Raw genomic sequence first — 21,398 nt, 5'->3', positions numbered from 1 at the left:
GGCCCGCTGGCGGGTGAGCGGGACTATGCGGGGGTTGCGGCAGTGGTCGTCGATCCAGGCGGGGGCGGGCATCACGGGTTCGCCTCGGTTTCCGGTTTGTGGGTGACGAGGGCGCGGAGGGTGGCGCGGGCGCGCTCACGCACCCGGCAGGTGGTGCGGTCGCAGTAGTGGTGTCGGTGCCAGGCGAGGTTGGCGTCGTCGTTGGTCAGTGGGCCTGGATCGGCCTGGCAATCAAGCAGATTCATGACAACCTTCTCGATCGTGACGGATGGGGTGCGCCCGGCGCGGGTGACGGAGTGGGGCCTCCGGCCGGGCGCACCTCAATTGGACGCATCGACGCCGGGGCGAGACCCCGAAGCGGTGACTCCGATCCGGATTCGCCGAATCACCTGCACGACCACCGGATTCGGTGGGACGCATACACCGAAGCGGTGATGAGAACTGTCCGAAGTGGGTGCGGGTGACCACTCGAAACGGAGGACTCGGTCATGACTGAGGGCGGGGTCGGTTCGACTGTGCCGTTGCGGCAGCTCGGACGGCTGATGCTGGAGTGGCGAAACCGGTCCGGCCTGAGCCAGGCGCATGCGGCCGAGTTACTCGAAATGGGCGCAACGAGCCTGGCGCGCATCGAGAAAGCCGAGATCACGCGGGTCAGGACCGGTGTGATCAAGGAGGCGTGTGGGATCTACGGTGTGCCTGCCGATATCGCCGAGGGCATGGTGCGGCTCGCACAGCAGGCCAAGGTCAAGAACTGGTGGCACTCGTACGCGGATCTCATGCCCCGGAGCCTCGATGTCTACGTCGGGCTGGAAGCCGCAGCCAACGGTTGCGTCACCTACCAGCCGGAGCTGATTCCCGGTCTGCTTCAAACCGAAGCCTACGATCGCGCGCTACTCAGCAAGCGGTGGCCCGATGATCCTGTGGACGAACGCGATCGGCGCGTACAGATCAAACAGCATCGACAGCTGACGGTCACGCGCAAGCATCAGCCACTGGACCTCGATGTCGTCATCGGGCAGGCCGCGCTGCACCGTCTGGTGGGCGGACCCAAGGTGATGGCAGCACAACTACGGCATCTCGCGGATTTCTCGACGCGGGACAACATCGCCCTCCGCATCCTGCCGTCCCACGCCGGCTTCCCGGACGGAATATCGCTGCCGCCCTACGTAATTCTGGACTTCGGCACGCCGCCTCGCGGCGAGCCCACCGAGCCGCCCGTCGTCTACCTCGAGGGCATAGTGGGCAGTATGTACCTCGAGGATCCCGATGATGTGCGGTTCTTCCACTCCGCGCACCACGCCCTCCGTCGGGAAGCCCTGGACGAGACAGCTTCGCGAATTCTATTGAGACGGATAGCAAGGGAGTACGCACCGTGAACGTGCAGCCAGCCGATATGCAATGGTTCAAGAGCAGCTACAGCCAAGCAGGCGGGGAATGCGTCGAGGTGGCATTCCTCGACGGCGGGGTTGTCGGGGTTCGGGATTCGAAGGATGCTGGCGGGCCCGCGCTGATGTTCGCGCCTTCAGCATGGGATGCGTTCGCCGGCCGGGTGAGGAACGGCGACTTCGGATAGCTGGCGGGCCGACTACAAATCGCCTCCGGGGCAATGTTTTCACTGCGTGGCGGCGCGGTGTTGTTCGCGGGCCAGGAAGTGGGCAGTGGCCTTGGTGGAGTCGTAGAGGGCTCGGTAGTGGCGGTAGTAGGAGTCGTAGTGGGTGCTGCGCAGCGGGTCTGGGTCGATGGTGGTGATGATCGGGTTCCAGGCCGAGGTGTCGATGCCCAGGGCTTCGGCGGCGAGGAGGGCGTCGCCGAGGGCTGCGCCGACCGTGTCGGCCGGGAGTTGTTGGGGGAGGCCGGTGATGTCGGAGACTATGCGGGTCCAGAGGCCGCCCTTGGTGCCGCCGCCTACGGCTACCAGGCGGGTGGCGGGGGCGCCGGCGGTGGACATGGCCTCGAGGTTGTGGCGGACGCCGTAGCCGATGCCCTCGAGGATGGCGCGGTAGAGGTCGGCGCGCTCGTGGGTGAGGGTGAGGCCCGCGATGATGCCGCGGGCGTTGGGGTCGAACAGCGGGGTGCGTTCACCGGCGAAGTAGGGCAGGACGAGCAGGCCGCGGCTGCCGGGTGGGACGTGGGACGCCTCGTCGAGCAGGTCGATGAAATCGCTGCCGGTGAGGCCGCGCAGCCAGTCGGTGACCGCGCCGGAGGTGGCCATGCCGGCGGCGGAAGTGTATGTGCCGGGCCAGGTTCCGCAGGTGGTCCACAAGCCGGGCTGGGGGTTGGGGGCGGTGAGCACCTGGGTGAGGAACATGGTGGTGCCGTACATGATCATGCAGTCGCCGGGGGCGCGGACGCCGACTCCGGCGGCCTCGGCCCAGGCGTCGATGGTGCCGGTGGTGACGGGCAGACCGGCGGGCAGGCCGGTGGCTGCCGCCGCCGCGGGGGTGACGTGGCCGACTATCTCTGTGGGCCACGACAATTCGGGGAGCCGCAGGCCGGGTGCGACGGATTCGGCCCAGTCGAGGGCCCAGTCGCGGGCCATCAGGTCGTACATGGGGACGCACTGGCTGGCGGATTGGTGGTCGAGGACGTAGCGGCCTGTGAGGCGGTGGACCAGGAAAGAGCTGGCCATCAACAGCATTCGGGTGGACTGCCAGACCTGCGGCTCGTGGCGCATGAGCCAGCGTAATTTCGGCCCGACGGCTTGGCTGGTGAGTGGTGAGCCGCAGCGCTCCAGGACGGTGAGCGGGCCCAATTCCGCGTCCAGCTCCTCGATTTCGACGCCCGCGCGAGTGTCGACGCCGTAGAGGATGGCCGGGCGCAGCGGCGTGCCGTCGGCGTCGGCCGGGAGCAGGCACGGGCCGATGCCGCTGACCGCGAGGGCGTCGATGGGATCGCCGTCCGCGGCGGCAACGAGTTCGCGGGCGATGGCCAGGAAGTCGGTCCACCACACCTTTTCCGCGTCATGCTCCACCCACCCGGGCCGCGGAGTCGAAACCCGGTGCGGGCGTTCGGCTCTCATGGCGATCATGCCGTCGTGGTCGACCAGGACGCCCTTGGATCCCGAAGTGCCGATATCGATGCCCAATAGCATGTCAACTCGCCCTGGTGAATTCGTCGAGGGTGACGCCGAGCAGTCCGCAGGCCGCGCGGACGGTGGCGCGGTGATCACCCGGTACGGCGTGAATGTGGTTGGCGCCGAAGCGGGACAGGAAGTCCCCGGCGTCGGCGTCGAGTCTGGTGAAGGCGTGCGGCCACTCCCAGGTCGACTGCTTCATGAGCGACTCGTTGGTGGCGTCGTCGTAGGTCTCGAACTCGCCGAGCATCAATTGCATTCGGTAGGAGCCGTTTCGGCGGGTCAGGCGGGCGAAGGTCATCTGACCGGGGGCGGCCAGATGGTGCACGGACGCGCCGCCGGCGGGGAAGAAGAACACCTCGGGGTACAGGTGGACGCGGGACAGGTTCTCGGCCGGGTCGTCGCTGCGGGCCGCGAACCAGGTGGCGTGCTGGCCGGAATTGCACAGGTCCCAGATGTCGCGGTCGGCGTGATAGTGGCGGACATCGGCGAAAAGCACCGGGGTGCCGGTGATTCCATGCAGCAGGCGCATGGTGAGCGCGCCGTCCATATCGGCCTCGGTGGCGCAGATATGCGGCTGCTTGGGGCCGTTCCAGTCGTACGGATCGTTGAGGAAGGCCTCGGTGATGTCCATGGTCGCGAAATACTGGGTCAGCTCCGGCTGGCCCTTGATGCCGGAGAAGTCCAGATGCCATTCCGCGATCAGGTCGCGCATGGCCAGGTAGGAGCGGATCTGGCGTTCCAGCAGCTCGGGGGTGAGCTTGCGGCCGTCGTAGTGGACGCCGGCGGCATTGCGCTCCAGCCACTCTCGCGCGGCCTTGGCCTCACCGGCGTCGGCGAGTTCGGCACGGCGGACGATCTCCCACTGGTCGATCTCCTCGACGTCGATGCCGAACACGCGCTGCCATTGATCGGTATTGGCGACGGCAGTGTTCATGCCCATGGGCCTGCCGCCGATGCGGCCGAAGGTGCTGCCGCGCAGGCTCGCCACCGCCGCGGCGGCCACGGCGCGCTCCCCGATGGCGGCGATGAGCTCCGGATCGGCGGGATCGCCCCACAGCCGGGCGTGTTCGCGACCGATCTGATCGAGCGCGCCGCCCGCGGCCAGCATGCCGACCATGCCCGGCTGCACCGGATCGATATTGGACAGCAGCAGCAGAGGGCCCGGCAACGCGCCCGCGGCCAGCATGGTGAAGTGCGGGAACGCCCACACCGCGTAGTGCAGGACGGTCAGATCCACCCCGGCCGCGGCCACCTTCCGGGCCACCGCCACCGCCGCGTCATTGCCGCCGATGGGTTCCCTGCCGCGAATCACGGTGTGCCCGGCCGCGGTCAGCTCGGTGACGAGCCGATCCTCCGCGGTCCGAATGAATCCGACAATTCCGCCGTGCACGTAGTCGCGGCCATCGGAAAGACTGATCACGCCGATGCGGGCCATTGCCTGCCTCCCCACGGTGGGTGGACTCTCGACTCCCGTCCAGAATCCCAGTTCAAACCACACGCCACGCCCGAAATCGGATTATCGGTCGGGTCGGCGGGGAACTCCGTCAGGTTGGGAACACCAAGGGGGCCAGCGCGACTCCGCCTTGCGCCCAGCCCGCGTGGGTGATCCAGAGGGCGCCGTCGTGGGCGATCACCTCGGCGGCGTGCGCGGGAATGTGCCCCACGCGGTCGGACGTGTCGAAGTGAAAAGGGTTGTCACTGCGGAAGATCTCGGTGCCGACGTAATCAGGGCGAGGGCCGATCAGGAGATACCAGGCGTCGGCGTGCTCGAAGACGAACGGCGATTCGGTATTGCCCGCGCCGGTGCCGACGGTCGGGTCTTTGTAGGCGATGCGGCGCTCACTCCAGCGCAGCAGGTCGCGGCTGGTGCGATAGGCGACGATGTGGTTGCCGCCCTCCGGAGCGCTGGTGGCGCAGTAGTAGATGACCCACCGGTCATGCAGTCGCAGGACCATCGGGTCACGGGCGTCGTAGCCGTCTCGGAACACCGGGCTCGCCGGATGCCGGGTCCAGTGGAACAGGTCGGTGGAGGTGGCCAGGCCCATACCCGTTGCGGTGCGGTCGGTTCCGCCGCCGTCGTAGAACATGAGGTAGCGGTCGCCGTCGCGGACGACGAACGGAGCCCACAGATGGGTCTCGCCGCGCGCCGGGTCCACGGTCAGGACGGGCGGATGCTTGGTCCACGGGCCGTGCAGATCTGCGGCGGTCGCGTGCGCGAACTCGGTCTCGTCCCATGGATCGGCGGGTTCCGGGTGGGTGATGCCGAACAGATGCCAGCGACCGTCGGCGTCGCGGATCACGGTGTGGTCATTGATGTACCACCGCTGCCCCGCTTCGCCCGGGTCATAGATATGCCTGAACTCCCCCGCCCGCACGCCGCTCATCTCCACGCCTTCCATCTAGGACCTGATCGGTCCTACTTCCCTTCGACAATGGATTCATGCCCGCGATCTCGCTGCGAACCCTAAACCGCACCCTGCTGCTGCGTCAGCGGTTGAACGAACGCGTGACCATGCCCCCCGCCGACCTCATCCGCCACCTCGTCGCGGTCCAGGCCCAGGAACCGAACTGGCCCTACATCGGCCTGTGGACGCGACTGACCGACTTCCGCCACGACGACCTGGCCGCACTGCTGCGCGACCGAACCATCGTGCGCGCCACCATGATTCGCCGCACCGTCCACCTCGCCGACGCCGCCGACTACCGCTGGCTCTACCCGACGGTGCGCCCGGGAATCGAGCCCACCCTGCGGTCGATCTACCTCCGCGATGCGGTCGAGGGCCTCGATATCGACGAATTCGCCATGGCCGGAAGGGAATTGCTCACCGGCAAGACCGTCTCCCGCCGCGAGCTCGGCAAGCAGCTGGCCGCCCGCTTCCCCAACCGCGAACCGCGCGTCCTCGTCCACGCCCTCGGCGTCATCCACCCCCTCCTCCACGACGCCGACGCGGGCGCCTGGGGTGCCTGGCGCGGCCGCTCGGTCTCGGTCTCCCTGGCCGAAGAATGGCTCGGCGCACCTCTGACCCCAGCTCCCCAACCAGAAACCTTGATCCGCCGCTACCTGGCCGCCTACGGCCCCGCCACCACCGCCGACATCCAAGAATTCGCCGGCGTGACCCGCCTGGCCCCGGTGATGTCTCGCCTCCGCCCCGAACTCCGTGTCCTCCACGACGATTCCGGCCGAGAACTCTTCGACCTCCCCGACGCCCCACTGGCCGACCCCGACCTCCCGGCCCCGGTCCGCTTCCTCCCCGCCTTCGACAACTCCTGCCTCGGCCACCGCGACCGCACCCGAATCATCAGCAATGAGGACCGCACCCGCATCGCCAAAATCGCCTCCGGCGGGGTCCCCTTCTACCTGGTAGACGGTTTCGTCCACGGCCGCTGGGACCTGGAAGGCTCCACCATCCGCGTAACCCCCTGGCACCCCCTCTCGAAGTCCAATGAGGCAGCAGTCCGAGCCGAAGCCGAACACCTCCTGCCAGTGCTCGCCCCCGACGAGCCCGGCAAGATCATCATCGAAACGCGCCGATAAGTTTCACCGGCACAGCCATTTCGGCGGTGGCGATGAAACGTCAGGCCTTCAGGGCTTGTGCCAAGTCGGCCCAGAGGTCATCCGGGTGTTCGATGCCGACCGAGAGGCGGATGAGGTCGATGGGGATGGTCGGGACTTCGATGGGCCAGCGCCGGCGGCGTTCGAGCATGGATTCGACGCCGCCGAGGCTGGTGGCGTGCACCCAGAGGGTGGTGCTTTCGCAGACGTGTTGGGCAGCGGCCGCGTCGCCGCCGAGTTCGAAGGCGAGGATCGCGCCGAAGCCCGACATCTGGGTGGCTGCTCGGGCGTGGCCGGGGTCTTCGGGCAGGCCGGGGTAGCGGACTCGGCTCACGCGTGGGTGCTCGAGTAGTCGCGCCGCCAGGAACGCGGCGTTCGATTGGGCTCGCTCGAGTCGCAGTGCGAGCGTGCGCAGGCCGCGCAACGCCAGCCACGCCTCCATCGGGCCGGGGATCGCGCCCAGGCTCCTCCGGCGCAACTCCAGGGCCGACCACTGTTCATCGGACTTGGTGCTGACGGCACCGAGTACTACATCCGAGTGGCCCGCGATGAACTTGGTCGCCGAGTGCAGCACGATGTCGGCGCCCATGGACAGCGGCCGCTGCAACAGCGGCGTCGCAAACGTGTTGTCCACGACCACAATGGCGCCCGCGGCATGTCCCGCCGCCGCGAGTGCCGGGAGGTCCGCGACCTCCATGGCCGGGTTGGTCGGCGACTCGAGCCACAGCAGGTCCGCACCGACTACCGCGGCTGACACTGCCGCAGTATCAACAACACTCACTCGATCGACGGTGAGCCGCCCCGTCGCCGCTTGCTGATCCAGCAGGGCCAGCACTCCGCTGTAGGCATGCTGCGGCGCGACAACCCGACCACCGACCGGTACGAGATCGCAGATCGCCGCGGCGGCCGCCATCCCCGACGCGAAGCTCAGGCAGCGTCCGCCCTCCAAGGCACCGAGGGTCTCCTCGAGTGCCGTCCAGGCGTCATTGCCGAAGCGGCCGTAGCCCGTGTCGCCACCCGCGATATAGGTCGAGCTGAAAACGGGTGACCCACCCAACGGCGCGTCCGGGACCCGAGCGGGCCGACCGGCGTGCACGACGACGGTGGAGGGGTCCAAATCAAGCGTCATGCCTGCACTGTAGGCAGCGACATACCGCCGCCGCAGAGCAGGCCATCGCGTCGGTCATCGGCATGCCCCCGGATCATGTCGGCCAGAGGGATGTCGGGGTTCTCACGCCAACATCTCGAGGTGGGTTATGTCGATGGCTACCAGGGGGATTCGTGTGTCGCCGAGGGTGGTGTAGGCGCGGCGGGTGGTGGGGATGAGGAGGCCGTTGATGGTGCGGTAGTCGGTGGCGTGGAGGTGGGATTCGGTGGTGGGGTCGACTATGTCGATGGTGAAGTCGTGGCGGCGGAGGAGGTTGTCGGGGCCGAAGCAGAAGACCTGTTGGCGAGTATGGGATTTGATGTGGTTGGGGAAGGTTACGTGTAGGCGGCGCCAGGTCTCGCCTTCGGCTTCGAGGGGGGTGATCTCCTCGCAGAGGAAGCCGGGCCAGGTCAGGAGGAAGGGGGTGGTGAGGTAGGTCCAGAGGGCTTCGCCGGTGAAGTAGGCGAGATGTAGGTCGTCCCAGGGGGTTTCGAAGGTGTGACCATCGAAGGAGCGCTCGGGGTTGTCGCGGGAGGTGAGGACGGTGCCGTCGGCTTGTTGCAGGACGACACGGTCGGGCTCGAACAGTGAGCGGCGGTCGTGACCGATGTAGTCCATGACCATTCGCTGCCGGGTGGTGTCCACCTCGAAACGGACATCCTTCAGCAGGTCGCTCTTGCCCTTCATCTCCCAGAAGGCTCCGGAGATGGACGCCTCGACCCGGATCGCCCGAATCCGATTCCACCGCTCCAAGCCGCCGTGTGCGGCGACCGCGCTCGCCAGTAGATCGTTCATCACTTCACTCCTCTGATCGGTCCTGCAAATACAGAGGCGAGCGCGGCGCGAAACTCATCGCTAGTCGGCGAGGTAGCGCAGCATGACCGCGGTGGCGAAGTTCCTCGTCTCGACCAGGCGGAGTTGGAGGCGCTTGTCCAGTGGCGGGAACATCGGGGTGCCGCCGCCGAGGACCACGGGTGAGACGAACACCTGGTATTCGTCGATGAGGTTGTGCGGGATCAAGTGGGCGGCGAGGTTCGCGCCGCCGACCTCCATGACGCCGTCACCCGCGGCCTTGAGTCGGCGGACCTCCTCGACGGCGTTCTCCCGGACCAGGGTGCTGTTCCAGTGCACCTCGGTGAGCGTCCGGGAGAACACCACCTTGGGCTTGGTCGTCCAGAGTTCCGCGAACTCGCGCTCGACGGGTGAGGCGTCCGCGGGCACGTGCGGCCAGTACTCGGCCATCAGCTCGTAGAGGCGACGCCCATGCAGCGAAACCTCGAGCGAGCGGAACCTGTCGTTGTGGAACCGGTGCAACTCCTCGTCGGGATCGGTCCAGTTGATACTTCCGTCCCGGTCGTTGATGTAGCCGTCCACGGACACGCCGAACCCATAGATAAGTTTCCTCATGACAGGTAGACGGCCCGCCCGCCCGGAATTCATCGGCCGCATCCGCCCCTTTCAGGCGACGAGCGCCGCCCGGAGGAGGTGGAGCTCTGCTTCCGAGAGGCCCTGGGTCAGGAGCCATTTGGCTGCCCCGCCGTGGTCGGCGTACAGGTTCTCGAGGAAGCGGGTCATGACCTCCGGGGAGACCGCGAGGATACCGGTGTTGGTCTGCGGCAGACCCTCGTAGGAGGGCAGGGCGTCGAGCCGGTCGCGGACCCTCTGGATGCGCTCGTTGGTGAGGGCGTAGTCGTGCGCGATCGCCTCGGCGGGCACGCCGACCGCGTCCAGCAGGATAGCGGCCAGCACGCCGGTGCGGTCCTTGCCCGCGGCACAGTGGAACAGGACCGAGTGACGGTCCGGGTCGATGATCAGGCGGACCGCCTCGACAATGTGCTCGCCGCTGCCGTTCAACAGCTGCCCGTACAGCTCGGTCAGGTCGACGCGGGTCTTGTCCGGCACCAGATCCCTTGCCGCCAAGGAGGATTGCGGCGACTTCCGGATCGGCAGGTTGGCGATGGTCAGGTCGGCGTCACCGATCAGACCGTAGCCCTCGCGTTCCACCTCGTCGGGCAGGCGCAGGTCGATGACCGTGCGCAGCCCCAGCTTCTCGACCAACACCGACAGGTCGTCGCAGGTCGCCTGCTGCAAGGTGGAGGAGCGCAGCACCACGCCGAAACGGGTTGTGCCGCCATCGGTTACGGGCAGCCCGCCCAGGTCGCGAACATTGTCGATCTGGGCGAAGTCGATCCAGCGGTTCGGCATCCGATCAGTGGGCACGGCCGGCCGCCGCCTCTTCCGCACGGGTCAGGCCGCACAGACCGATCAAATCCTCGTGCAGCTCGAACCAGACGGTGTGATAGCTGTCCATGATCGGCCGCGCCACATAGGTGTGGTCGCCCTCGGCGATGCGCTCCACCGCGCGATCCAAGCGGTCGAGATAGCGCGACAGGCGCGGCGCCAGGCCGCCCAGACGCGCGATGAGCGGGCGCAGCCGCTGGTGAGTGTCGTTGAGCCGGGCCAGAACCGAGGCGTCGTAGTCGGCGTCGGCGTGGTCGTTGACGGTGGCCGCGTCCTTCATCTGCCAATCGGTGATGATGACCTTGAGGTCGGCGTTGTAGACGCAGAACTCGTCGTAGGCGGCGGTCATGGCGGCCGCGTCGACGGTTTCGCGCTCCTCGGCGAGCAGCTGCTCCAGGCGGGGGCGGCCCTCGGGAGTGATGCGGAAACCGGCGGGGGTGGTGGCGCAGTAGCCCGCCGTCACCAAACGCTCACAGCAGGAGGCGATTTCACCCGCGTCGGCGAACAGGCTGGCGGCCAGGTTGTCGGCATTCACCCGGCCCTTGATGCCGACCAGGCGCAGCACGGCCAGCTCGGTGACGGGAGCGTCCACGGAAACCTCTTCCTGCTCAGCGTTTTCGGGCACCCGGCGTTCGAGGCGAGCGGCCAGCGCCTCGCCGTCCACACCCGCCCACTGGGCCAGCTGCCGGATATCGTCCAGCACGGACTGCTCGACCGGCTTGGCGACCACCTCGCCGGGCAGCACCAGACCGGCACCGCCGTCGACGGTCACGGTCTTCCCGGTGAGCGCGGCAACCACACCGGGGCCGCAGCCGACCACACACGGGCGGCCCAGTTCACGGCTCACCAGCGCGGCATGCGAAGTGGTGCCGCCCAATTCGGTGACGATGGCGCGCGCGGCGATCATGCCGTGCAGATCGTCGGGGCTGGTGGTCGGGCGCACCAGGATGACGTCCTCTCCCGCCTCCGCCCGAGCCTCGGCCTCGTCGGGATCGGTGACGACCACACCGGAAGCCAGTCCGGGACAGGCGGATTCACCACGGGCGAGGGGTTCCTGACCTCCGGTGTCACCGGAGGCCGGGCGCAGCACCTCACGCACCTGATCCGCGGTGACGCGATCCAGGGCCTCGTCGGCGCTGATCAGTCCCTCCTCGACCATGGCGACCGCGGCGCGCACGGCGGCCCGCGCCGAACGCTTGGCCGGACGCGACTGCAACAGCCACAGGGTGCCCGATTCGACCGTGAACTCCACATCCTGCAGGTCGCGCCCATCACGCTCCAGCAGCTCGGCGGCCGCGATGAGCCGCTCGTGCACCGCGGGCTGGGTCGCGGCCAGATCCTCGAGGGGCCGCGGAGTCAGCCGCCCGGACACCACGTCCTCGCCCTGCCCGCCGACCAGCCACTCGCCGTAGACGGGTCCGTCTCCGGTATTCGGGTTGCGGCTGAAAAGCACTCCGGTGCCGGACAATTCGTCGAGATTGCCGAACACCATGGCCTGCACGGTGACCGCGGTGCCGAGATCGTCGGCCACCCCGCGATGGGCGCGATAGGTCTTGGCGCGCGGGGAATCCCAGGACCGGAACACCGCCTCGACCGCGCCCCGCAGCTGCTCCCACGGATCGGCCGGAACCGCACCGGCCGCGTCACCGAGCACCGTCTCGCGATACTGGTGCACGAACCGCTGCCGCGTGTCCTCGGCATAGCCAGGATTACGGGTCTCGGCGGCCAGCGCCTGCTGCACGGCATCGGTCATGCCGAGATTCAGGACGGTGTCCATCATGCCGGGCATGGAGATCGCCGCACCCGAACGCACCGACACCAGCAGCGGCCGATCCGCGGACCCGAAGCGCCGCCCGGTCCCCCGCTCGATCATGGCGATGCCCTCGCGCACCTGCGCCCAGATCTCCTCGGCGATGACGCCGCGCCGCGTGTAGTCCGCCCAGCCGTCGGTGGTGATCACGAAGGCGGGCGGCACCGGCAGGCCCAGCGCCCGCATGTGATCGATGCTCCACGCCTTCCCGCCGATCCGCTCCCGCGACAGCCCGCAGGCGCCGTCGAGTTCGACCACGGTCACCGCGGTTTCCACACGCCGCGCAAGCTCCGTTCCCGCCGTCATGTCACTCCTCCGAGATCCTGATGTCATTCGCACTCCAGCGCTCCGCCGCTGTTAGAGCGGCCTGCCGGGCAATATCCCGTCCCCCACGGGATCACTACATCGAGATTGCCGCGTGACCGCCCACACACCCAACTCCCATCCCGATGACCGGAATGGGACTCGCTCCCCACACTCCGGAACGTCTCCCAACGCGCCAACTGATCTGGTGCTGACCGGGGTAACTCCCCGGGTACCCCCAAAAATCGGTGCCGTGCCTGACCGCCGGCACGGGTGCGAAACCGGCAACGGCTCCCAAGCCACCCGCTGAAGGCGCGGAGAGGCGGGATTGTGATGGCCTTCGTGCGTTCGCATGCCGCTCCCCTGGCACGCCCGGTCAGCGGGATGGCACGGCGAAAAGGGTCAACACGTGGGCAGTGGTGGGGCAGGATGGGCGGATGGATCGGCGGCACTCGGGCGGGAGCTCCGCGGCTGGACCCGTGACAACCATTCCGGAGCTGGTGGCGGATCGGGCGAAGCGGTATCCGGAGGCGGTGGCGATTGCCGGACCGGCCGGGCGGCTCACGTTTGCCGAACTGGCCGCGGAGGTCGCCGCGGTGACCCGGGCGGCCATGGCCTCGGGAGTCGAGGTCGGGGATCGGGTCGGGATCTGGGCTCCCAATAGTGTGCGCTGGATCGTGATCGCGCTCGGGATGCTCGGCGCGGGTGCGACTTTGGTGCCGATCAGCACCCGCCTACGCGGCCCGGAAGCCGCGGATGTGCTGGCCCGCAGCCACGCCAAGACGGTGTGCACGGTGCAAGAGTTTCTCGGACAGGACTATCCGCGCATGCTGGCCGAATCCGGCCGTGCGCTACCGGATCTGGAACACCTGATCCTGCTCGACGACGCCCGCGGCGAGGGCGACGCGGACTGGGACATCAGCTCGTGGGAGGGATTCCTGGCCCCGGGCAGCGTGATCGACGCGCAGTCGGCGCGGGACCGCACCGCCGAGGTCGAGCCGGATGCGGTCTCCGACATCCTGTTCACCTCCGGCACCACCGGCGCACCCAAGGGCGTGCTCGCCACCCACCGCCAGACCCTGGAAGTGTTCTCGCAGTGGGCCGATGCGGTCACCTTGCGCCCGCGCGACCGGTACCTGCTGGTGAATCCGTTCTCCCACACCTTCGGTTACAAGGCCGGCATCCTGGCGTGTCTGCTGCGCACCGCCACCATGGTGCCGATGGAGCGCTTCGACACCACCGAGGCGCTACGGCTCATCGAGAGCGAGCGCATCACGGTCCTGGCCGGTCCCCCAACGCTTTTCACCGATCTGCTGGCGGCCGATCACGACAACTACATGCTCGGATCCCTACGCCTGGCGGGCACCGGCGGCGCACCCGTCCCCACCGAACTCGTCCGCCGCATTCGCGACGAACTGCGTGTCCCCTACGTCTTCACCGCCTACGGCCTCACCGAATCCGTCGGCGTCGTCTCCGTCTGCCCACCCGACGCGCCCGCCGAACTGATCGCCGGGACGGTCGGAAAGCCCCTGCACGGCAGCGAGATCCACATCGTGGACCGCGACGGCAAGCCGGTGGAGCAGGGCGAACCCGGCGAGATCACCGTCAAGGGCCCGAATGTCATGCTCGGCTACCTCGACGATCCGGAGGCCACCGCCGCCGCCATCGACGCGGACGGCTTCCTGCACACCGGAGATATCGGCAGCCTCGACCACGACGACTACCTGCGCATCACCGACCGCCTCAAGGACATGTTCATCGTCGGCGGGTTCAATGCCTATCCGGCCGAGATCGAGCGAGTTCTGCTGAAACACCCCGACATTCGCGATGTCGCGGTCGTCGGCGTCCCCGACGCGCGACTCGGCGAGGTCGGACGCGCGGTGGTGGTGCCCGCCGAGGGCGCGAAAACGGACTCGGCCGCCATCATCGCGTGGTCGCGGACGCAGCTGGCCACTTACAAGGTGCCACGGGAGGTCGTCTTCATCGACGACCTCCCGCGCAACGCGGGCGGCAAGGTGCTCAAACAGCAACTGCGCGACCCGGCTTGATCAGTTCCCCAGCACCGGACCGTCCGCCCACCGGTACAGGTGCGCGATGGCGGGTTCCACGATCGATCCCGGCACCTCCGCGTCGAACCAGCGGTCCACATGCGTCCAGTGATAGGGATGCAGCAGGTAATCGCCATTGAGCCCGTCCGGATCGGCGAATTCCTGCTCCCACACGTGCGTCCAGCGACCATGACCCGGAACCCGGCTCAGCGACCAGGATCTGATGGCGGAGATGTGGGCGGGCATGGCCATCAGATCGGCCTCGAAGCGGGCCACGGTCTCCGACGGTGTGCCGTGACGCACGGTGAGCAGCAGGGTGCGCTTGACCCGTCGCAGCGAATCCAGCCGCACCACACGGGCGTTCACCGGCGCCAGCGGCACGATATCGGCTCCGGGCAGGTTCGGCAGCACGGTGGCGGGCGCGGCCTCCCCCGCCAGATCCCACACCGCGCCCTGACCGCCCTGGCTGCCCGGCAGCTCGACACCGGCCGAGCAGTGCGCGACCCCGGGTGTCGCGGCGGCCGTCATGGCCAGCTCCTTCAACCGTTCATCCGCGTCCTCGCCGGTCGGCGACGCGGTGAGAATCACCCAGCGGCTCATACGGTTTCCTCCTGCACCGCCAGCACGTGCCGCTCCCGCGTGAGCGCGACGGCGTCGGTGTCCAACCAGAAGGCCGCGACCGCCGGATCGGCCGCCGCCGCCCCGCGCATACCGTAGAAGTCGTAGATGCCGGGAAGTTCCCAGATGATCTGCACGGCAACCGAATCCGCCCCGGTGTGCTCACGGAGCACCTGCGGTGACCGCAGCCCGCGCGCGGCGGCGCCGGGCAGGTATTCACCGCGCCAGCGACTCAGCCAGTCCTCGGCACGATCAGCGGGCAGGACGATGCGGTCCAGGACGCGCACCGGCGTTGCGGGGTTCACAGCTTCGCCTCTACCTCGTTGCGGTACCGATCCACGTACGTCGCAAGGTTTTCCACGCCGTTGAGCAGGGACTCCGGGCCGAACATGGGCGGGGTGAGCACGATCCGGCTCGCACCCGCGGTGACGTACGGCCGCACATAATCGGCTTCGAACTCACGCATGAAGTCGAACGATCCCGGCCAGATGGTCATCTCGACCGCATCCTCGGAACGCCCGGCGGCCGCGCCGATCTCACGAATCTTGTCCGCGCCACGCGCGAAATCCTCCGCCGAGATGGTGTACGGGAACCACCCGTCGCCCACCTTGGCCGCGCGCCGGACGGCCGGAGCGCTGTTGCCGCCCAATACGATCGGGATCGAACGCTCCGGCTGCGGCAGGCAGAACTGCTTGTCGAAAGACACGTGCTTGCCGAGAAACGTCGCCGGGGATTCGGTCCACAGCGCCCGCATAGCTCCAATGCAGTCGTCGAGACGGCCGCCGCGATCCTCGAACGGCACCCCGATCGCCGCGTATTCCTCTTTCTGCCAGCCGATTCCGAGTCCCAGCAGCAGGCGTCCGCCGGACTGCCGGTCGATGGTGGCGGCCCGCTTGGCCAGCACCACCGGGCTGTGCAGCGGGGCGACCACCATGGCGGTGCCCAGCTTCAGGGTGCTCGACGCCGCCGCCACGAACGCCAGCGTCTCCAGCGGATCGGTCATCGGAACCCCGAGGTCCCCGCCCGGCATCTTCCCGTCCGGCGAGTACGGGTACAACGGCTCGTAATTCTCCGCGACCACAACGTGTTCCACGGTCCAGATCGAATCCAGACCGCACTCCTCCGCCGCCGCGGCGAACTCGCGCAGGAACCCTCCGTCGGTCACCAGACCGTCGAGATATGGCATGAGCATGCCGATGCGCATCGACCGCCCTCCGTCCTTCCGAAACTATTTACTTGTCAACGCTTTTGGAAACAGGCGCGTAATCGCGGCCGCGACCGGTGTCAGATCTCTTTGCGCATCTGCGCGGTCAGGGGCTTCATGTAGCCCGAGCCCAGGAGACGCCGCATGACGTTCATGGCCTTGGCGTCCTTGCCGATCAGAATGAGCGGCTTGTTCTTCCGGATGCCCTTGACGATGACCTTGGCGCAGTCCTCGGGGCTGGTCTGGGCCAGGCGGTCGAAGTTGGCGGCCAGGTCGTCGCGGGAGCGGTTGGCGGCAGCCCTTGCCTTCCAAGCGATTTCGGTCTTGATCATGCCCGGGTGGACGCTGGAGACGCCCACGTTGTACCCGGCGATGATCATCTCCTGGCGCAGCGCGTCGCTGATGGCGTGCATGGCGTACTTCGAGGAGCTGTAGCCGCCCTGGCTCGGGCAGGCCACCAGGCCGAACATGCTGGAGACATTGGCGAAATGCCCTTCGCCGGAAGCGATCACGTGCGGCAGGAACGCCTTCACACCGTGCAGGGTGCCCCAGTAGTTGATGCCGAAGATCCACTCCAGGTCTTCCCAGGAGACTTCCTCGATATTGGCGGTCAGCGAGACGCCGGCATTGTTGATGACGATATTGACCTTGCCGAAGTCGGCCACCACCTCGTCGGCGTGCGCGTAGACGGCGGCACGGTCGGCCACGTCCAGCTTGTAGGCGCGGGCCTTCGCGCCCTCCTTCTCGCACAGTGCCGCGGTCTCGGCGACATTCTCGAGATTGCGCCCCGACAGCGCGAGCTGCGCGCCATTGCGAGCAAGTTCCAGGGCCAGCGCCCGGCCGATGCCCGCTCCCGCACCGGTGATGACGGCGACCTTGCCGTGGAAGTCCTTCATGGGTGTTTCCTTGTCTCGCAATGGAGTTACTACTGAGAGGTGAAGCCGCCGTCGGCCACGAATTCGGAGCCGGTGCTGTAGGAGGAGTCGTCGGAGATGAGGAACAGCACCAGGTTGGCGAGTTCCTCGGGAGTGGCTGGGCGGGCGATGGGCTGATTGGCCGCGATATTCGCCGACCGGTCCGAGGTCGCGACCATTTCGGTGGCCACGATGCCCGGGTGCACGGAGTTGACGCGGACATTGTCGGGCGCGAATTCCTGTGCGGCCGTTTTGCTCATGCCGCGCACTGCCCATTTGGAGGCGACGTAGCCGAGGATGTTCGAGTAGCCGATCAACCCGCCGGTCGAGGAGATGTTCACGATGGAACCGACCCCGGCCCGGCGCATGGACCCGATGACGGCCTTCATGCCCAGGAACACGCCGACCTGGTTGACGTCGATCACCTTGCGGTAGTCGGCTTCCGAGAGCTTCTCGATCGGATCGACGTGCACGATGCCCGCATTGTTGACCAGGCCCGAGACCGGCCCGAACGTCGCCTCGGTCTGCGCCACGACCTCGTTCCACGCCGCCTCGTCGGTGACGTCGAGCGGGAAGAACCGTGCCGCGTCGCCGATTTCGGCCGCCACGGCCTGCCCGGCTTCGGTCAGCACATCGGTGATCACGGCCTTCGCGCCCTCGGCGGCGAGCTTGCGGGCGAAGGCCGCCCCCATGCCGCGCGCACCGCCGGTGATGATGACGACCTTGGAATCAACCCGTCCCATATCAGTTCTCCTGTACCGCTTCGGATTCCATATCCGCGAGGTGATTGGCCGCGATGTAGCCGAACACCATGGCGGGCCCGATGGTCGCGCCCGCGCCGGCGTAGTCGTTGCCCATGACGGCGGCGGAGTTGTTGCCCGCCGCGTACAGGCCGGGAATGACCTCGCCCTGATCGTTGAGCACGCGGGCGTGCTCGTCGGTGACCAGTCCGCCCTTGGTGCCCAGGTCGCCGGGCACCATCTCGACCGCGTAGAACGGGCCGCGCTCGAGCGGGGCCAGGGTCGGGTTGGGCTTGACGGTCGGGTCGCCGTAGTAGCGGTCGTAGGCCGAATCGCCGCGCAGGAAGTCCTCGTCGCGGCCCTTGCGGGCGAAGCCGTTGAACCGCTCCACGGTGGCCGCCAGGGTCTTGGCGGGCACGCCGAGCTTGTCGGCGAGTTCGGCAAGGGTGTTGGCCTGCTTGATGATTCCCGCATCGAAGTACTTCTGGGGCAGCGGCCGCTTGGGGAAGTTGCCCAGGAACAGGTACCGGTCGCGGAAGTTCTGATCGAAGATGAAGTGCGCGGGAATGCTGCCCGGCACCTTCTTCTCCTCCTCGTACATGGTGTGCACGACGTTCACGTACGGCGCGGACTCGTTGACGAACCGCTCGCCCTTGGCATTGACCACGATCGCGCCCGGCTGCGAGCGCTCGGCCAGCATGAAGAACGGCGGCCCGTCGGGGTTGCGCACGGACGGACCCCACCAGGCGTCGTCCATGAGATCGACCGCCGCACCGGCCTTCTGGCCCGCCACGATGCCCTCGCCGACATTCTCGGTCGCGCCCACGGTCCAGCCCGTGTTCTGCGGGCCGTCGATGTACTGCTTGCGCATCTCGAGGTTGTGCTCGAAGCCGCCCGCGGCCAGCACCACACCGCGCCGGGCCTTGATGGTGACCGGACGCCCTTCGTGCTCGACGCGCACGCCGACCACGGCATCGCCTTCCATGACGAGATCGGTGAGCGGCGTGTTCAGCCACACCGGCACGCCCGCGTCACGCAGCGACAGCCACAGCCGCGCGGCGAGGGCCTTGCCCAGGCTCAGCGGCTTCGCACCCTTGATCAGGTTGAGCGCGGTCTGCGCGCCGACCTTCATGGCGGTCTTCTTGCCGGTCCAGGTGCGCGCGATCATGTTCAGGTCGTGGAAGTCCTTGACCGTGATGGCGATGCCCTTGGGCGCGGACATGGTCGGCTGGTTGATCTTGTGCAGATCACCGCCGAGCAGTCGCCCGTCGATCGGCTTGGGCTCGATGCTGCGGCCCTGCGCCAGGCCACCCGGGAATTCGGGGTGGTAGTCGGAATAGCCATGGTCGTAGGCGAATTCCCAGTACTTGGAGCGAGCCCCGATATAGCGGAACATCTCCGGACCGTGGTCCAGGAACGCCCGCTGCTTGGCTTCCGGAACCCGGTCGCCGACAACGGCTTTCAGATAGGTGCGGGCCATCTCCGGCGAGTCCGGCACACCCGCGGCCTGCAGCACCGGGTTGTTGGGCACCCAGATGCCGCCGCCCGAGCGCGCGGTGGAACCGCCGAACAGGCGGCTCTTCTCGATCAGGGTCACCGACAGCCCGCGGTAGGCGGCGGTCAGCGCGGCGGTCATGCCCGCCGCACCGGAACCCACGACAACGACGTCGAATTCGAATTCCATGAAATGTGTCCTTAGTAGCCGCAGCTGGTCAACATGCCGCCGTCGACGACGAATTCGCCACCGGTGCAATAGCTCGAGGCGTCCGAGGCCAGGAACAGCGCCACCTCGGAGACCTCGACCGGCCGGCCCCAGCGCGGAATGGGCAGTTCGGAGAAGAAACTGTTGCCGTCCACCCCGGACGCGCCCGCGACGGACGCGGTCATGGGGGTGGCGATGCCGCCGGGATGGATCGAGTTCACCCGGATACCCGAGTGCCCCAGCTCCCGGGCGGCGGACTTGGTGAGCCCGCGCAGCGCGAATTTGCTCGCGCTGTAGGCGGAGAGCCCGGCCGCACCGACGAAGCCCTCGACCGAGGAGACATTCACGATGGACCCGCCACCGGCGGTGGTGAGCGCGGGCGCGGCCGTCTTGATGCCGAGGAAGGCGCCGGTGACGTTGATGTTCATGATGGTGTTGAACTCGTCCAGGCTCATCTCGACAATGCGCTTGAACCGCAGGATGCCCGCGTTGTTGACCAGCACGTCCAGCTTGCCGAACTTGGTGGTGGCCTCGGAAACCGCTGCCTGCCAGTCGGATTCGCTGGTGACGTCGTGGTGCACGTAGTGGACGGCGTCGCCCAGCTCGACCGCCAGGGCCTTGCCCTCGTCGTCCAGCACATCGCCGAACACGACCCGGGCGCCCTCGGCCACGAAACGGCGCACATGCTCCGCTCCCATACCGCGGGCGCCGCCGGTCACCAGCGCCACTTTTCCGTCCAGCTGTCCCACCGAATCCTGCCTTCCTCTGCTCGTCTCCCGACGCTAAGTCCGGATGCTCGAGCCCGGCACGGTGTGGTCCCGGCCACTGAGACAAGGCGATGACCTGAGGCTATGGGTGCAGAAGTATTCCGTTTAGGCATAAAGGCCCGGTGTGATGCGGCAAGGGAGTCCGGATGAAGTTCTCGATGATCTTCGAGGCGCAGATGACCGATCCGACCGCCGCCCACGAGGCCCAGGTATTACGCGATTGCGTGGAGCAGGCGGTGCTCGCCGACGAGATGGGATTCGACGCGGTCTGGGCCGTCGAGCATCACGGGCTCAAGTGGTATGCCCACATGAGCGCGCCGGAGATCTTCCTGACCTATGTCGCCGCCAAGACCTCCCGCGTCCGCATCGGACACGGCGTGGTGTGCATGCCGTTCGGCTTCAACCATCCGGTGCGCACGGCCGAACGCGCAGCCATGCTGGACGTGCTCTCCGGCGGCCGCCTGAACCTGGGCGCGGGCCGCGGCGCGACCGCCGTCGAAACCTCCATGTGCGGAGTCGATCCCGACCGCACCTATCAGGAGGTCGAGGAATCGCTGCGGATGATCGCCACCGCCTGGCAGGACCCCGAGGGCGAATTCGAGTATCACGGCGAGCTTTTGGATATCGAACCGCATCACCTGCTGCCGCGCCCGGTACAGCGCCCGCATCCGCCGCTGTTCATGGCGTGCACCAAGAAGGACACCCTGAAGCTGGCCGCCGAGTACGGAATCGGCGCGCTGGTACTGGGTTTCGCGGGTATCGAGGAGATCGCGGAACTGCGCGGCATCTACGACGCGGCCATCGCCGAACGCACCGGGGAACGCTTCGTCTCCACCGTCGTCAACGATCATTTCGCGGCGCTGTGCCCGACCATCGTCCTCGACGACCGCGAGCGGGCCCAGCAGATCGGCGCGCGCGGGCAGCGGTTCTTCGCCCAGTCCATCAAGTACTACTACGGCGCGGGCCCGGTGCCCGACGAGGCCGTGGACCCGGCCGTGGACGAGGTCGCGAAGATGCGCGAGGTCGCCGACGAACACGTCGCCTACCTGCACGAGGCCAGGATTCCGGTGAAGTCCGGGTCCACCGCGATCTTCAATACCGAGCACGCCTACGGCAATGCCGACGACGCCATCGCATATGTCGAGCGGCTGGCCGAGGCCGGCGCCGACGAGATCCTGTGCCTGATCCAGATGGGCACCGTGCCGCAGGAAGCGTGCCTCCAAACCATCCGTCAGTGGGGGGAGAAGGTCATTCCCCACTTCCGAAATAGGTAGA

The 21,398-nt window shown here is 67.7% G+C and carries 21 protein-coding genes; 5 read left to right on the top strand and 16 right to left on the bottom strand.

Annotated elements, in window-relative coordinates:
- Positions 1–71: 71 nt before the first annotated feature.
- Positions 72–245: a hypothetical protein gene (locus ACAM49_RS13935; RefSeq protein WP_369635905.1), complete on the bottom strand. Its 174-nt coding sequence runs from the start codon at positions 243–245 to the stop codon at positions 72–74.
- A 270-nt stretch (positions 246–515) separates the two neighbouring features.
- Between ACAM49_RS13935 and ACAM49_RS13930 the strand changes: the two genes are divergently transcribed.
- Both ACAM49_RS13930 and ACAM49_RS13925 read left to right on the top strand, forming a co-directional pair.
- A complete protein-coding gene (locus ACAM49_RS13930) occupies positions 516–1,376 on the top strand; it encodes a helix-turn-helix domain-containing protein (RefSeq protein ID WP_369635904.1) in 861 nt (286 codons plus the stop codon).
- Positions 1,373–1,573, top strand: a complete 201-nt coding sequence (locus ACAM49_RS13925) for a DUF397 domain-containing protein (protein ID WP_369635903.1) — start codon at positions 1,373–1,375, stop codon at positions 1,571–1,573. Before ACAM49_RS13930 ends, ACAM49_RS13925 begins: the two co-directional genes overlap by 4 nt.
- A 39-nt stretch (positions 1,574–1,612) precedes the next feature.
- On the opposite strand, the gene ACAM49_RS13920 is transcribed toward ACAM49_RS13925, so the two are convergent.
- From ACAM49_RS13920 to ACAM49_RS13910, 3 genes are all read right to left on the bottom strand, one after another.
- Positions 1,613–3,091, bottom strand: coding sequence for an FGGY-family carbohydrate kinase (locus ACAM49_RS13920; protein WP_369635902.1), 1,479 nt, complete (start codon positions 3,089–3,091; stop codon positions 1,613–1,615).
- 1 nt (position 3,092) lies between these two features.
- Positions 3,093–4,511, bottom strand: a complete 1,419-nt coding sequence (locus ACAM49_RS13915) for an L-fucose/L-arabinose isomerase family protein (RefSeq protein ID WP_369635901.1) — start codon at positions 4,509–4,511, stop codon at positions 3,093–3,095.
- A gap of 109 nt (positions 4,512–4,620) precedes the next feature.
- Positions 4,621–5,460, bottom strand: a complete 840-nt coding sequence (locus ACAM49_RS13910) for a glycosyl hydrolase family 32 (RefSeq protein WP_369635900.1) — start codon at positions 5,458–5,460, stop codon at positions 4,621–4,623.
- 56 nt (positions 5,461–5,516) lie between these two features.
- Here ACAM49_RS13910 and ACAM49_RS13905 point away from each other — a divergent pair, with 56 nt between their 5' ends.
- Entirely contained in the window at positions 5,517–6,611 is a 1,095-nt protein-coding gene (locus ACAM49_RS13905) for a winged helix DNA-binding domain-containing protein (RefSeq protein WP_369635899.1), read from the top strand.
- 40 nt (positions 6,612–6,651) lie between these two features.
- Here ACAM49_RS13905 and ACAM49_RS13900 read toward each other — a convergent pair whose 3' ends face one another.
- The 5 genes from ACAM49_RS13900 to ACAM49_RS13880 all read right to left on the bottom strand — a co-directional run bounded on the left by ACAM49_RS13900 (position 6,652) and on the right by ACAM49_RS13880 (position 12,133).
- Positions 6,652–7,758, bottom strand: coding sequence for a PLP-dependent aspartate aminotransferase family protein (locus ACAM49_RS13900; protein WP_369635898.1), 1,107 nt, complete (start codon positions 7,756–7,758; stop codon positions 6,652–6,654).
- A gap of 102 nt (positions 7,759–7,860) precedes the next feature.
- A complete protein-coding gene (locus ACAM49_RS13895; RefSeq protein ID WP_369635897.1) occupies positions 7,861–8,571 on the bottom strand; it encodes a hypothetical protein in 711 nt (236 codons plus the stop codon).
- A gap of 60 nt (positions 8,572–8,631) precedes the next feature.
- Positions 8,632–9,183 (bottom strand): dihydrofolate reductase family protein, encoded by a 552-nt coding sequence (locus ACAM49_RS13890; RefSeq protein WP_369635896.1) that lies wholly within the window; start codon positions 9,181–9,183, stop codon positions 8,632–8,634.
- 51 nt (positions 9,184–9,234) lie between these two features.
- Positions 9,235–9,981 carry a tyrosine-protein phosphatase gene (locus tag ACAM49_RS13885; RefSeq protein ID WP_369635895.1) on the bottom strand — a complete coding sequence of 249 codons (747 nt, stop codon included), beginning with the start codon at positions 9,979–9,981 and terminating at the stop codon, positions 9,235–9,237.
- A 4-nt stretch (positions 9,982–9,985) separates the two neighbouring features.
- On the bottom strand, positions 9,986–12,133 hold the full coding sequence (locus tag ACAM49_RS13880) for a pyruvate, phosphate dikinase (protein WP_369635894.1): 2,148 nt from the start codon (positions 12,131–12,133) through the stop codon (positions 9,986–9,988).
- Positions 12,134–12,609: 476 nt separating this feature from the next.
- On the opposite strand from ACAM49_RS13880, the gene ACAM49_RS13875 reads away from it, so the two are divergent.
- Positions 12,610–14,178, top strand: a complete 1,569-nt coding sequence (locus tag ACAM49_RS13875; protein ID WP_369635893.1) for a FadD3 family acyl-CoA ligase — start codon at positions 12,610–12,612, stop codon at positions 14,176–14,178.
- Here ACAM49_RS13875 and ACAM49_RS13870 read toward each other — a convergent pair whose 3' ends face one another.
- From ACAM49_RS13870 to ACAM49_RS13840, 7 genes are all read right to left on the bottom strand, one after another.
- On the bottom strand, positions 14,179–14,778 hold the full coding sequence (locus ACAM49_RS13870) for a Dabb family protein (protein WP_369635892.1): 600 nt from the start codon (positions 14,776–14,778) through the stop codon (positions 14,179–14,181).
- Positions 14,775–15,101, bottom strand: coding sequence for a hypothetical protein (locus ACAM49_RS13865; protein WP_369635891.1), 327 nt, complete (start codon positions 15,099–15,101; stop codon positions 14,775–14,777). Before ACAM49_RS13865 ends, ACAM49_RS13870 begins: the two co-directional genes overlap by 4 nt.
- Positions 15,098–16,000, bottom strand: coding sequence for an LLM class F420-dependent oxidoreductase (locus tag ACAM49_RS13860; RefSeq protein WP_369635890.1), 903 nt, complete (start codon positions 15,998–16,000; stop codon positions 15,098–15,100). Before ACAM49_RS13860 ends, ACAM49_RS13865 begins: the two co-directional genes overlap by 4 nt.
- Before the next feature lie 80 nt (positions 16,001–16,080).
- The gene (locus tag ACAM49_RS13855) at positions 16,081–16,896 is read right to left on the bottom strand and encodes an SDR family NAD(P)-dependent oxidoreductase (RefSeq protein ID WP_369635889.1); all 816 of its coding nucleotides are present in this window, start codon (positions 16,894–16,896) and stop codon (positions 16,081–16,083) included.
- 29 nt (positions 16,897–16,925) lie between these two features.
- Positions 16,926–17,657: a glucose 1-dehydrogenase gene (locus ACAM49_RS13850; RefSeq protein ID WP_369635888.1), complete on the bottom strand. Its 732-nt coding sequence runs from the start codon at positions 17,655–17,657 to the stop codon at positions 16,926–16,928.
- A gap of 1 nt (position 17,658) precedes the next feature.
- A complete protein-coding gene (gene kstD / locus ACAM49_RS13845; protein WP_369635887.1) occupies positions 17,659–19,338 on the bottom strand; it encodes a 3-oxosteroid 1-dehydrogenase in 1,680 nt (559 codons plus the stop codon).
- An 11-nt stretch (positions 19,339–19,349) separates the two neighbouring features.
- Positions 19,350–20,105 (bottom strand): glucose 1-dehydrogenase, encoded by a 756-nt coding sequence (locus ACAM49_RS13840; RefSeq protein WP_369635886.1) that lies wholly within the window; start codon positions 20,103–20,105, stop codon positions 19,350–19,352.
- 164 nt (positions 20,106–20,269) lie between these two features.
- Between ACAM49_RS13840 and ACAM49_RS13835 the strand changes: the two genes are divergently transcribed.
- Positions 20,270–21,397, top strand: coding sequence for an LLM class flavin-dependent oxidoreductase (locus tag ACAM49_RS13835; protein WP_369635885.1), 1,128 nt, complete (start codon positions 20,270–20,272; stop codon positions 21,395–21,397).
- Position 21,398 lies beyond the last annotated feature (1 nt).

The sequence above is a fragment of the Nocardia sp. JMUB6875 genome (assembly GCF_041154655.1).
Classification (GTDB): domain Bacteria; phylum Actinomycetota; class Actinomycetes; order Mycobacteriales; family Mycobacteriaceae; genus Nocardia.
The sequence above is the reverse complement of the archived record's forward strand: the minus strand, read 5'-3'. Positions and strand labels throughout refer to the sequence as shown.